The sequence below is a fragment of the Flavobacterium bomense genome, assembly GCF_003970355.1.
This window is the reverse complement of the sequence record NZ_RYDJ01000014.1, coordinates 65,023-79,323: the sequence shown is the minus strand read 5'-3', so window position 1 is coordinate 79,323 and position 14,301 is coordinate 65,023. Positions and strand designations below refer to the sequence as shown.

Genomic DNA, 14,301 nt, shown 5'->3' with positions numbered 1-14,301 from the left:
TTAACTTTAAGTAAAACAGCTTTAAATCATATTGTTACATAATTTTATCCTGATTTTAAAATACGATATTATACCATGGTTATTACTTATCTTCATAAAAATAGAATTATAATTTGTAATTGTTGATTTGGAATCGACCAAAAACGTTTTTGATGAGTCGAAAACGTTTTCGATTTGTATTTCACCTACTATCTGGATCGATGTACATTTTTAACGAATAATTTATATATGTTTGAAAATATTATTAAAATATTATATGATGAATTCAACAGTTAAAATATTGGTTTTCATGATTTTAGTTAGTACTGGGGTTTGTGGTCAAGCCCAATCAGACGAATGGCACTTATATGCTAATTCCAGAGAGAATTATTTTGGAGTTGCCATGGCCAATGGTCAAATAGGAATCGTTACTGACGACACACCTCTCAAAACAAAAGAAATTATCCTGAATGGCGTGTATGACGGAAGTCCTGAAAATGGGATCAGCAGAATAGTACGCGGAATAGAGTTTTTGAATCTGCATTTGAATATCAATAGGCAAGAAATCAAATCAGACAATATCGATAATTGGAGTCAAGTGGTTTCAATGAAAGAAGGAATGAGTACCACTTCCTTTTCGTTTAAAGATTTAGCCACAATTAATTACACGATTTTGGCTAATAGAGCTGTTCCTTTTTCAGCGATGGCAATTGTCGAAATTACTCCTATTAAGGATATAGAAATTACCGCTAACAATTACATGGTTGTTCCTGATGAACTGAAAGAGGCAAAAAGTCAGTTTCGGGTCTTAAAGGACAATCAGTATTTAATGCCGGTTTTTGGTACTACAGCTAAAACGCTAACCGGTAAATATACAGTGGCCGCTTCAACAACTTTTCTTTTTGATGATGAAAGCGAAACCTTAAAACAAACCGGAAATGAAGTTGGGTTTATTAAAAAATTGATCAAAGGCCAAAAATACCGTTTTGCGGTTGCAGGAGGAATTTGCACTTCCAAGGATGTTACGGATCCTTTGAACGAATCCGAAAGACAACCTATTTATGCGCTGCAGGAAGGAATTGATGAATTATTGAACCGTCACAAACAAGCTTGGGCTGAATTATGGAAAACGGGTGACATACAAATTGAAGGCGATCTGGATGCGCAACAACGGGTGCGTTTCGCGTTGTATAACTTGTATTCTTATATACGTCCAGGAACCAGACAAAGTATTGCGCCTATGGGGTTGTCGTCTCAAGGCTATAACGGACATATTTTTTGGGATACGGAACTTTGGATGTATCCAACGCTCTTGGCACTGCAACCTGATATGGCAAAATCATGTTTGGATTATCGCTCAGATCGTTTGCAAAAAGCAAAACAAAAAGCCTTTATTTATGGGTACAAAGGAGCAATGTATCCTTGGGAATCTGATGATACAGGAGAAGAAGCAACACCAACTTGGGCCTTGACAGGTATTTTTGAACAGCACATCACAGCAGATGTTTCGATAGCTTTTTGGAATTATTACGCCTATACACAAGACACTTCTTGGTTGAAAAAAGAATGGGCGGTTCTTAAAGAAACAGCCGATTTCTGGGTAAGCAGAGTAGTTAAAAATCAAGACGCAAGTTTTTCTATTTTGAATGTAGTTGGTGCCGATGAGTATGCGCAACATGTAGATGACAATGCTTTTACCAATGCATCAGCGATCGAGTCTTTGAAAAATACGATTAAAGCAGCGACACTTTTAAATGAGCCGATCAATCCAGAATGGATAGCAGTATCAGAGAAATTAGTGATTCATAAAAAGGATGGGATTACTCAAAATTATAAAGGATATCAAGGACAAATGATCAAACAGGCAGATGTCAACTTATTAGCATATCCTTTGCATACAATCACTGACAAAGAACAAATAAAAAGAGATTTGGAATATTACGCCGAAAAAATTGATAAAAAAGATGGTCCAGCTATGGCTTCCGGAGTTTTATCGGTTCTATATGCTCGATTGGGAGATAGAGATAAAGCCTATAGTTATTTTGTGAAATCGTATTTACCTAACAGTCGGCCTCCTTTTGGCGTATTTTCGGAATCAGCCAATAGTAATAACCCTTATTTTGCTACTGGAGCCGGAGCAATGCTTCAAGCCGTTATTTATGGTTTTGGCGGAGTGGAACAAACGGATATGGGATTGAAATACAACAAGGGACTGCTGCCAAAACAATGGAAATCACTTAAGATTATTGGACTGGGAGTGGATAATAAAACAATTGTTATCAAATAATACAGTAACCCGTTGGGTGTAATTACACCCAACGGGTTACTTTAAATAATTTTTGCCGCGAATATACAAGCAATCTATTTTGAAGATTGTTATAGTATTCGTGGTTTTTTTGTTTTTAGAAGCCATTGGGTTTTATTCAATTTAAATTTTCGACAGAAAAAGCTGCATGATTGCTTTTACTATTTTAGGACTGATTATTTAGATAAAATAAATAGGATGAAGTGATAAATGGTTTAATTATGTAATTTATTCCGAATTTATATTTTAAAGGCAATTACATTTTCATACGTTTAGTAAATGTGATTTTTTTAGCCGTTGAAACACGGAGTAAAAAACGAAGTATTGATAGGTATGGCGTACTATTTTTAGACATTTGACGCGGCTTATTTTGGATTATCGATTTGGTATAAAAAACTTCATTATGATGAGTAATTCGTAATCTTAGTTTGTAAAAAGCTTTTCTATTGAGTAATATACAATTGATTTGAAGTGGAAAAGCCACTAAATTATAATAATATGTTTTTTAGTATCTTTTTTTTGTGTTTAGTATAATTTTAGTATTAATTTTTTAAAGTATTAATTTTAAAATCGAAAACGTTTTCGGCATAACGAAAACGTTATAGTTTAGTAATATCTTAATATTATCATAAATTTATAATTATGTTTGGTGTTAATATTTAAACAAACCATTAAAAAAAATTATTAACCAACTTATTTATTACGTATGAAAAATAGTCTAATTAAAGGCTTGATGGTGTTTCTAACGATGCTGTGTACAAGCTTGACATATTCGCAAGATGTGTCTGGTACAGTATCTGATGGCAGCGGTCCGCTTCCAGGGGCTTCTGTCTTAGTTAAAGGAACAACAAATGGAGCACAAACTGATTTCGATGGAAAATTTACGATCAAAAATGTAGGCTCAAATGCAGTTTTAGTTTTTAGTTACATTGGTCTTAAATCTCAAGAGGTAAATGTAGCAGGTAAGAGTACTATTAGTGTAGTCTTAAAAGAAGATTCTGCAGAACTGAAAGAAGTAGTAGTTATTGGCTACGGTACGGTTAAAAAGAAAGATGCAACGGGTGCTGTAGATCAAATTAGCTCTAAAAAATTTGATAATGTTGCTGCTATCAATCCAGCTGAACTTTTGAGAGGTAAAGTTGCAGGTGTTCAAATTACTTCTTCAAGTGGAGAGCCAGGTGCTGCAAATTCAATAAGAATTCGTGGTAATGGTACTTTACGCGGGGGTAACGGACCGCTTATTGTTGTAGATGGGGTGCCTTTAGCCGGAGGTGACGTATCAGCAGGTGGTGCTAATATGAATTTAGGCTCTATGAGCGCCAAAGATCCATTGAGTTTCATTAATCAAAATGATATCGAAAGTATGTCAATTTTGAAAGATGCCTCTTCAACAGCGATTTATGGAGCTAGAGGGGCTAATGGGGTAATTATTATTACAACTAAGAAAGGAAAGTCTAAAGTGCCAGAATTAACTTATTCTACTTCTTACACTACTTCTTCTTATGCTTCAAAATTCGATGTTTTATCTACTGATGAATTTATTGCGGCAACTCCAGGTCAGACAGCAAATCATTTTGGCGGAGCATTCGATTGGAAAAAACAAGTATTGCAAACAGGTAATACTGTAAATCATGACCTGTCTTTCTCAAGTGGAACAGACAATTCTAGTACTAGAGTTTCTCTAGGTATGGCTAATACTGACGGTATCGTAAGAAATACTGGTTTAGATAAAATTTCTGCAAGTTTTTACAACTCAAATGATTTCTTTGATGGTAAAGTGATATTAGAAACTCGTATCGCTTATTCTAATATCAAAGATCGTAGAGGTTTGATTACTAACGATACAGGATATATTGGTAACTTATTAAGTGCTGCATTGTATTGGAACCCAACGCGTTCAGTTTATGACCCAGCACAGCCAGGCGGTTACACAAGAGTGAGTGGTGATTATCTTAATCCTGTTCATTTGATGAATTCGTTCTCTAATAATGGTGATTTGTCTAAATTATTAGGTAGTCTAACCACTACTGTGAAATTAACTAATAGTTTGAAATACAACATGGTTGTTGGTATTGAGACATCTAATTCTTCTGTAAAGCAACAAGCTACTCCGGATTTAAATATTCAAGATTTTGCAACGGCTACTAATCCTGCGGATTTGAAAACGTACAGAGGACAAGCGACAGTTTCTAATGATCAAAGAGTAAACAAAACTATTGAACACAATTTAACATTCACAAAAGATATTACAAAAAATATTAACTTGAATGCAATTGTTGGATATTCGTACTATAACTATGCATCTAATGGTACTTATGTATCTGCAAAAGGTTTTGCTGCTACACAAACTAATTTATTAGAAAATATGGAAGGTGGAATCCCAACAGAAACAAGAGTTGGTTCTTATAAAGGATTAGTTGATATGCAATCTGTTTTTGCCAGAGCATCATTAGCATTCTATAATAAATTGAATTTAGATTTAACGGTAAGACGTGATGGTTCTTCTAAAACAGCAGCGGGTAAAAAATACGGAAATTTCCCTTCTTTAGGTTTGGCTTACAAACTAGTTGATGGAAAAGACGGGTTAGTTAATGATTTTAAATTAAGAGGAAATATTGGTAAAACAGGTAATACTGAATTTCCAAGAAACTCTTCTGTAGGTATAATTGAATACAATGGTCCAAATCAATTTAATGTTGTAAACAATGCGAATTCTCAATTAACTTGGGAGACTACAACTTCTTACGGAGTAGGGACAGACTTTGCTTTGCTTAATAATAAGTTAACAGGATCTGTTGATTATTTCAACAAAAATACTACTGATTTAATTGTTGGTATCCCTTCAACTTCAGGGCAGCCTTCACCTCAAGGTATCAAATATACTAATTTACCAGCTAACTTAATAAACAAAGGAGTCGAGGTTTCGTTGTCATACAAGGTAATTGATACAGATGATTTAACTTGGGATATTTCTGGTAACGTGGCATTCTTGTCAAATACTATTGAAAATCTGGGTGCCGCAAACGTGTACAACGTTGGGGCCATTCACGGGCAAGGTCTGAGTGATGCATATGTTCAAAGAATTCAAGATGGACATCCATTGTATACCTATTATCTTCCAACATTCACAGGATATGATGCAAATGGAATTTCTCAATATGCAGATGGAGGCGCTGTAAAATTGTTAGATAAGCAGCCTTTACCTAAAATGACTGCAGGCTTTTCATCAAGTTTGGCCTACAAAGGTTTTGATTTCTCAACATCATTATATGGAAATTTCGGTAATTATTTATTCAACAACACTAATGTAGCCCTTTTCTATCAAAATCAATTGGGAGGTAAAAACGTAACTCCAGAAGTTGCAAATTCAGTTCAATCAAGATCTGATGCTAATACACCATCTACTAAATACCTTGAAAAAGGGGACTTTATTAGAATGGGTAATTTAACACTAGGTTATACTGTTAAAGGAGATGTTTTAGAGCGTTTTAAAGTGAAGTCTGCTCGTTTATATGTAAACGGTTCTAACTTATTTATAATTACTAAATATTCAGGTTTTGATCCGGAAGTTGATACTAACAAATCTTTAAATGGTGTCCCTTCTGCAGGTATAGATTATTTATCTTATCCGAGAGCTAGAACTTTGTCAGTAGGTCTTAACGTAACATTTTAATTAGAATAAAAATGAAAAAAAATAATTTTATAAAGTACGGTATTTTTGCTGGAGCATTAGTTCTTGGCGTTAGTTGTACTAATTTAGATGAACAAATCCCTGATGCAACTGAAATTTCAAAAGCGGATCCTGATGCAGTTTTGACTTCAGCTTATAATGGATTGCGACAATTTGAGGGACAAGACGGAGTATTTGCAATACAAGAGGTTTCTACAGATTTTGTTATTGTGCCAACACGTGCAGGTGACTGGGGTGACGGTGGAGCGTGGTTGCAAGATCATTTTCATACATGGGACGCAAATAGTAGAGAAATAAATACTTCTTGGAGACAGATGCTATCAAGTGTTTATAATTGTGACTTAGCATTAGCTATACAGGGAATTCCGGCTGACAAGAAAGCGCAAGCTCAATTTTTGAAAGCTTATTATTATTACAATGCTATTGATATGTTTGGTCAAGTTCCATACAGAGAAGCAGGTAGTTCTCCAGATGATTTTCCTAAGGTTTGGACTTCTCCTGAAGCGACAGCTAAAATTATTGCATTGCTTGTAGAAGCGTTGCCTAATCTTCCTGCAAAAAACACTTCTGATCCTTCAATTGCAAGTAAAGATGCAGCAAACTTTTTGTTAGCTAAAATTTATTTGAATAAAGCGGTATTTGATTCGCCAAGTCATACAGGATTTAATGCGAACAATGTGGCTAATATGAATAAAGTAATTCAATACGTTGATGCTATTTCTAGCGCTACTACTTTAGCTTCGGATTACTGGGATAACTTTAAACCAGCAAATCATACTAGTCCGGAGTTAATTTTTACAGCCAAAAATATTAATGGTGTTGATATGGGCGCTATTAGAACAAGGTGGTATATGGGAAACCATTACAATCAAGTTCCAAGTGGTTGGAACGGATTTTCTGTATTGCAGGAGTATTACGATAAATTTGATCCGTCAGATAGACGTATTAATAATAATGATCCGGCTATTATTGCCGCTTTCGGGAGCCCTCTAGGACTGCGTAAAGGACTGCAATATGATAAAGGAGGAGTTACTCCTCTAACAACAAGAGCTCAAAATGGTTCATTACCTTTAAATTTTCAAAGTGATTTGGCAAATTTGCCAGCAGATGGTAGAATCATTTCTCAAAGCTGGTTAGAAAGATGGGGTATTCGTCCACAAAAATACATTCCAGATGTGTCTAATATGGATAAACCGGAAAATGACTATGTGTTATTCCGTTACGCGGATGCTTTATTGATGAAAGCGGAGGCTATAACAAGAGGTGGTTCAAGCACAAGTACTGTTGTTTCTATTGCTGCTCAATTACAAGCTCGTCAAGGAATTACCACTGTAATTAATTTGTCGACTTTGGCTAACATTGATAAAGCTAGAGCTACAGAATTGTGGGAAGAAGGTTGGAGAAGAAATGATATGATTCGTTTTGGAACTTATACTACTGCTAGAGCTACAATGAAGAATACTGATGCGTATAGAGTATTGTTACCCGTACCAACAACAGCTTTGTTGAATCCTAATATTAAACAAAATCCTGGATATTAAAAGTATTGTTTACTGTTAATTATATTTGGAGTTAGTTATTAAGAGGGCGATTTATTGCCCTCTTAATTTTTTTATAATTGAGAGCTTCTTATGAAGCTCTTTTTTTGTTTTATTTCACACTTTTTTTGGCTCTTTTTAATTTTTTTATAAACTGAAAAAAACATAAATTGCGTGCTTATATTTATTTAAATTAATTCATTTTTAAGATGTTGAAGTGTATTGCGAGTTTTTTTCTATTTATAATTTTTATAAGTTGTTCTAAAGGAAATTCGGATTCCTTGTTTACTAAATTAGACGCTTCTGAAACGGGTATTAGTTTTCAGAATGAGGTGAAAAATGGTAAGAATATGAATATCTTTAAATATCGTAATTTCTATAACGGTGGCGGTGTAGCAATTGGTGATATCAATAATGATGGTTTGGCGGATGTCTTTTTTACTTCTAATCAAGGCACAAATAAGTTGTATTTGAATAAAGGCAATTTTAAATTTGAAGACATTTCAACAAAATCAGGGATTGAAGGTGAAAAAGCGTGGTCAACGGGTGTAGTAATGGTGGATGTCAATGGTGATGGTTTGCTAGATATTTATGTTTGTGATGCAGGAAGTAATATTGATGCTATAAGAAAAAGTCAGTTGTATATAAATAACGGGAATACTACTTTCACAGAAAAAGCGGCAGAATACAATCTTGCGGATACTGGAATTACAACCCATGCGGCCTTTTTTGACTATGACAAGGATGGGGATTTAGATTGTTATATTTTGAATAACAGCTTTATTCCGGTTGGGACCTTAAATTATTCTAATAAAAGAGAATTACGAGATAAAGACTGGGATGTTGCTGAAATCCTTAAAGGAGGTGGTGATAAATTGATGCGGAATGACAATGGGAAATTTGTTGATGTTAGTGAATCAGCGGGTATTTTTAGTAGTTTGATTGGTTTTGGTTTAGGAGTGACTGTGGGGGATGTTAACGGCGATTTATATCCAGACATTTATATCTCAAATGATTTTTATGAAAGAGATTATTTATACATCAATAATAAAAACGGAACGTTTACCGAACAAATTCAAGGTTGGGCAACCCATATAAGTCAATCTTCTATGGGGGCAGATTTAGCGGATGTTAATAATGATGGTAAATCTGATGTTTTTACAACTGATATGTTGCCAGAAGGGGATGCCCGTTTAAAAACAACAACTAGTTTTGATAACTATGATTTATTGACTAGAAAATTGAATTTAGATTTTTTTAATCAATATATGTCCAATACTTTACAGATTAATGATGACAATAATAAATTTATTGAAATAGCTAATTATGCAGGCGTGGCTAAAACGGATTGGAGTTGGGGAGCCTTGTTGTTTGACATGGATAATGATGGGTATAAAGATATTTATGTTTGTAATGGGATTTATCATGACTTGACAAATCAAGATTTTATGGACTTTTTTGCAAATGAATTTTTGCAGAAAATGGTAGTTACAGGTAAAAAAGAAGATATTGAAACCATTATAGCCAAGATGCCAAGCACGCCTATCTCAAATTACGCTTATAAAAACAATCATAATATGACGTTTACAAATAATGCGATAAATTGGGGTTTGGATACGCCAAGTTTCTCTAATGGTGCGGCTTATGGTGATTTAGATAATGATGGTGACTTAGATTTAGTAGTGAATAATGTAAATATGGAATCCTTTGTTTACAGAAATAATTCAGAGAAAAACAAAGCAAATCATTTTGTTAAGGTAAAATTGAAAGGAGATAATCAAAATAAATTTGCTATCGGTAGTGTAGTTGAATTATATTCAGGTAAGGAAATTATAAGACAAGAGTTAATTCCTTCAAGAGGATTTCAATCTTCTATTGATTATGTAATGACGTTTGGTATTGGAACTAAAAAAATAGATTCATTACAGGTAATTTGGCCAAATGGAAAATCGCAAACGATAAAAAAAGTAATTCTCAATTCAACTATCAATTTATCAATTGGTAATGCTAAAAAAGAGTATATCTTTAAAAAAACACAGTCAAAAGCCTTATTTAAAGAGGTGAAGTCAAACTTTATTACTCATAAGGAAAATGATTACATCGATTTTGATTATGAAGGATTAATCTCTAGAATGCTATCACAAGAGGGACCTTCACTTGCCGTAGGAGATATTAATGGTGATGGGAATGATGATGTGTTTATTGGAGGTGCTAAAGGACAATCAGGAAAAATTTATTTGAACAAAGGAGACAATAGTTTTGGCGTCACAGTTCAAAAAGATTTGGATGTAGATGCTGATTTTGAAGATACAGCGGCTAGCTTCTTTGATGCTGATAATGATGGAGACCTAGATTTATTTGTAGGTTCAGGCGGAAATGAGAAATCGGATCAAGCCAATTATAAAAACCGTTTGTATTTGAATAATGGCAAAGGGATTTTCATAAAAAGTAAAACTACCATTCCAACAACTAATAATGTATCAGTTATTGCACCTTGTGATTTTGATAGTGATGGGGATGTAGATGTTTTTGTGGGGAGTAGAAGTGTTCCAGGAGTCTATGGTATTGACCCAAAACATTTATTATTAGAAAATGATGGCAAAGGAAATTTTACAAATATTATCGATAAAAAAGCCTTCAAACTCAACTCGACTGGAATGATTACTGATGCGGTTTGGGAAGACATTGATAATGATTCTAAGAAAGATTTGATTGTAGTAGGCGATTGGATGGCTCCACAAATCTTTAAAAATACAGGAAGACGTTTGGCTATTTTTAAATCAAATTTGACTGGTTATTCAGGTTTTTGGAATTCAATAAATTGTGTGGATTTGAATAATGACGGTAAAAAAGATTTTATTTTTGGGAATAAAGGAACTAATACAACTTATAAAGCGTCTGCTAAAAATCCTATGAAATTATTTGTCAATGATTTTGACAATAATGGAACTATTGAACAAATTACTACTCGTACTATTGAAGGAAAAGATATGCCAATTCATTTAAAACAAGAATTGGCAAAACAGATTCCATCTATTAAAAAGAAAAATTTAAGTTATGCTGATTATGCGAACAAATCAGTTCAAGAAATATTTGCTCAAGATGTAGTCGGCAATTCTTTACAAAAAACGGCTGTGATTCAGGAAAGTGTTGTTGCTATTAATAAGGGTAATGGTCAGTTTGAAATAAAAATATTACCAAAAGAAGTGCAATTTTCATCTGTAAATACTACTTGTGTCGTGGATGTTAATAAGGACGGAATTTTAGATATCATACTTGGGGGAAATCAATATGAATTTAAACCGCAATTTGGGCGATTAGATGCCAATCATGGAAGTGTTTTGTTAGGGAGTAAAAAAGGTGATTTTACTTGGCTTCCTTATGCTAATTCTGGTTTCTTTTTAACTGGAGAAGTGCAAAAGATTAAAATAGTTAAAAACAAAAATAATACGATAGCTATTTTAGCAGTACTCAATAATAATACTCCAAAACTATTTATAAGTAATGAATAATTTTTTTAAAATAGGTCTAGCGTCATTGCTATTTATTAGTTGTTCAAAGAATGAAAATCTATTATTTGAAAAACTATCGCCCGAAGAAAGTAATGTAAAGTTTAATAATCAATTAGATCAATCAAAGAATATTTCGATTTTAGATTATCTCTATTATTATAATGGTGGCGGGGTCGCTCTGGGTGATATTAATAATGATGGTTTAGTAGATATTTATTTTACGTCTAATCAAGGGAAAAACAAGTTGTATCTCAATAAGGGCGACAATAAATTCGAGGATATTTCTGTGAAAGCTGGCATAGAGGGGGGAAGTGATTGGAAAACAGGTTCTATTATGGCCGATGTCAATGGCGATGGGTATTTAGATATCTATGTTTGTGCAGTTGTAGGAATCAATGGATTTGAAGGTCATAATGAATTATTTATTAATAATAAAAATAATACCTTCACTGAAAGTGCTTCAGAATACGGATTAGATCTTGATAATTACAGTTCTTCGGCAGCGTTTTTTGATTACGACGGCGATGGTGATTTAGACATGTATTTGTTAAATCATGCGATTCATTCGGAAGCTTCTTATGGCAAAGCTGATATTCGAAATAAAAGAAATTATGAAAGTGGAGATAAACTATTTAGAAATGATGATGGCGAATTTGTTGATGTAAGCGCACAAGCGGGTATTTTTGGAGGTGCTAATGGCTATGGTTTAGGAATAGCGATTTCTGATTTTAATTTGGATGGCAATCCAGACATTTATGTTTGTAACGATTTTCATGAAGATGATTATTATTACTTAAATAATGGAGATGGGACATTTACAGAAAGTATGAAGAATTATTTTGGTCATATTAGTCGATTTTCGATGGGAATAGATGTCGCTGATATCAATCACGATGGTTTTCCGGACATAATTACATTGGATATGTTGCCTGAGGATGAAAAAGTCTTAAAATCATCATCGGGTGACGATAATCCTCAAATGTTGAAGGTTAGAACAGAAAAATTAGGGTATCATTATCAATATACCAGAAATATGCTGCAAATTAATCAGGGAGGGAAACATTTTACAGAAACAGCTTTGTTGAGTGGGGTAGCGGCAACAGATTGGAGTTGGAGCTCCTTATTTGCTGATTATGATCAAGATGGGGAACAAGATATTTTTATTTGTAATGGAATTCCGAAACGGCCAAATGATTTGGATTACATAAAGTATTTTTCAAATGATTATGTAAAAACCAAACTTAATACAACTAAGTTATTGGATAAACAAGCGCTAAAGAAAATGCCTAAAGGCAATGTAACCAATTATGTGTTTCAAGGAGCTAAAGATTTGCAATTTAAAAACAAATCTAATGAATGGATAGAAAACGATTCCATTATTTCAAATGGTGGTGCTTATGCCGATTTAGATAATGATGGTGATTTGGATGTTGTAACCAATAATTTGAATAGTGTGGCTTCCATTTATATTAACAGGACTAATAATAAAGCCAATTATTTAAAATTAAAATTGCGTTTTGGAGGAAAGAATACTTTCGGAATAGGAAGTAAAGTGATTTCGTATGTAAAAGGCAAAAAACAATTTAAAGAAATTCAGACTACACGTGGTTTTCAATCGAGTTCAGAACCCATAATTCATTTTGGTTACGGAAAAATAAAGCAAGTAGATTCTATTCAGGTAATTTGGCCGGATAAAACGATCCAAACCCTGAAAAATGTAAAAACGAATCAGACGCTTACAATCCAAGCTAATTCGGGGCGTAAAGTATTTAATTATGCAAAATTACATCCAGCTATTTTGCCTATTTTTAAAAAATCAGAAATCAATTTAGGAATCGATTTTACACATCTAGAAAATGACTTTGTTGATTTTACAGCTCAAAAATTAATACCATATCAACGTTCTGATCGTGGACCGGCAACTGTTGTTGGAGATTTGAATAATGATGGTAAAGAAGATGTTTTCTTTGGAGGATCACAAGGGAAGTTAGCCGAAATTTACCTTCAAAATGGAAAAGGATTTTCAAAAAAAGTATTCAATTCAATTTACTTAGATTCCATTTATGAAGATGCCTCGGCGGTGATTGCTGATTTCAATGGGGATAAGCAAAATGATTTAATAGTTGCTTCTGGAAGTGGACAATATGCTGCTGATCTAATTCATAGATTGTATTTAGGAAATACGCTAATTAAAAGTGCTTTTCCAGATACAAAGGCAATGAATGCTTCTGTTATTAAAACAATTGATTATGATAAAGATGGCGATTTAGATTTGTTTGTCGGAAATAATTCTAAATATAATAGTTTCGGGCGAATGCCAGATTGTTACTTGTTAAATAATAATAAAGGTGTGTTTTCGATAGTTCAAAGTAAAATTTTCGCAGGAATTGGAATGGTTACTGATGCGTTGGTTACTGATTTTAATAATGATGGAAACTTAGATTTGATTGTAGTAGGGGAATGGATGAAACCTAAATTTTTTGCCAATATAAAAGGAAGTTTTAAAGAGGTTACAGAAAGTCTTTTACCAGGAAATCAGAATGGGTTATGGCAGTCTATTTGTGCATTTGATATTGACCATGATGGTGATCAAGACTATTTGGTTGGAAACTGGGGAATGAATTCAAAATTCAAAGCCTCTCCGGAATTCCCTATGAAAATGTATTACGATGATTTTGATACGAATGACACTTTTGAAACAATTGTTGCGATCGAAAAAAACGGAAAATACTATACTACAATAGGTTTAGATGAATTAGCTGAAGAATTCAGTGGAATGTTGAAAAAGAAATTCAATAGCTATAAATCCTTTGCTGGAAAAACACTAGAGGAAGTTTTTGATCCCAAAATGTTAGACAAAGCAAAATTGTATGAAGTTCATAATTTAAAATCGGGGTATTTAAGAAATGACAAGGGTAAATTTATTTTTGTTCCATTTTCCAATAAAATGCAAGTAGCGCCTATCACCAGTTTTGTGAAATCTAATTTTGATTCAGATGCTAGGGAAGAAGTTTTTGCTGCGGGAAATTACTTTGGAGTGACTCCATATCACAGTAGATTTGATGGGTTTTCCGGTGCTTTAATCAAGAATGAAAAAACCATCTTGTTAGGGCATCAAATTGGAATTGATCTGACTCAAAAAGCAGTTAAGCATCTGGGGATTATCAATTTTAAAGGCAAAAAATACCTACTAATTACCATCAATAATAAAAAGGCAGAGCTGTACGAAATGACTTCAGCTAAGAACTAATTTAATGAAAACAACTCACTTAAACC

At 33.5% G+C, this 14,301-nt stretch carries 5 protein-coding genes; all 5 read left to right on the top strand.

What is annotated here, in order from left to right:
* The first annotated feature begins 256 nt into the window (after positions 1–256).
* Positions 257–2,266 (top strand): glycosyl hydrolase family 95 catalytic domain-containing protein, encoded by a 2,010-nt coding sequence (locus EKL98_RS12010; protein ID WP_233589430.1) that lies wholly within the window; start codon positions 257–259, stop codon positions 2,264–2,266.
* Between the two features lie 724 nt (positions 2,267–2,990).
* Positions 2,991–5,957, top strand: a complete 2,967-nt coding sequence (locus EKL98_RS12005; RefSeq protein WP_126562628.1) for a SusC/RagA family TonB-linked outer membrane protein — start codon at positions 2,991–2,993, stop codon at positions 5,955–5,957.
* Positions 5,958–5,968: 11 nt separating this feature from the next.
* Entirely contained in the window at positions 5,969–7,516 is a 1,548-nt protein-coding gene (locus EKL98_RS12000) for a RagB/SusD family nutrient uptake outer membrane protein (RefSeq protein ID WP_126458449.1), read from the top strand.
* A gap of 206 nt (positions 7,517–7,722) precedes the next feature.
* A complete protein-coding gene (locus tag EKL98_RS11995; protein ID WP_126562626.1) occupies positions 7,723–11,025 on the top strand; it encodes a VCBS repeat-containing protein in 3,303 nt (1,100 codons plus the stop codon).
* Positions 11,018–14,275 carry a VCBS repeat-containing protein gene (locus tag EKL98_RS11990; protein ID WP_126562624.1) on the top strand — a complete coding sequence of 1,086 codons (3,258 nt, stop codon included), beginning with the start codon at positions 11,018–11,020 and terminating at the stop codon, positions 14,273–14,275. The genes EKL98_RS11995 and EKL98_RS11990 overlap by 8 nt, the downstream gene beginning before the upstream one ends.
* The last annotated feature ends 26 nt before the right edge of the window (positions 14,276–14,301 follow it).

What these genes read in the sequence shown, in the direction of transcription:
- EKL98_RS11990 (WP_126562624.1), top strand. Translation starts at nt 11,018, where the DNA reads ATGAATAATTTTTTTAAAATAGGTCTAGCGTCATTGCTATTTATTAGT.
- EKL98_RS12010 (WP_233589430.1), top strand. Translation starts at nt 257, where the DNA reads ATGATGAATTCAACAGTTAAAATATTGGTTTTCATGATTTTAGTTAGT.
- EKL98_RS11995 (WP_126562626.1), top strand. Translation starts at nt 7,723, where the DNA reads ATGTTGAAGTGTATTGCGAGTTTTTTTCTATTTATAATTTTTATAAGT.
- EKL98_RS12000 (WP_126458449.1), top strand. Translation starts at nt 5,969, where the DNA reads ATGAAAAAAAATAATTTTATAAAGTACGGTATTTTTGCTGGAGCATTA.
- EKL98_RS12005 (WP_126562628.1), top strand. Translation starts at nt 2,991, where the DNA reads ATGAAAAATAGTCTAATTAAAGGCTTGATGGTGTTTCTAACGATGCTG.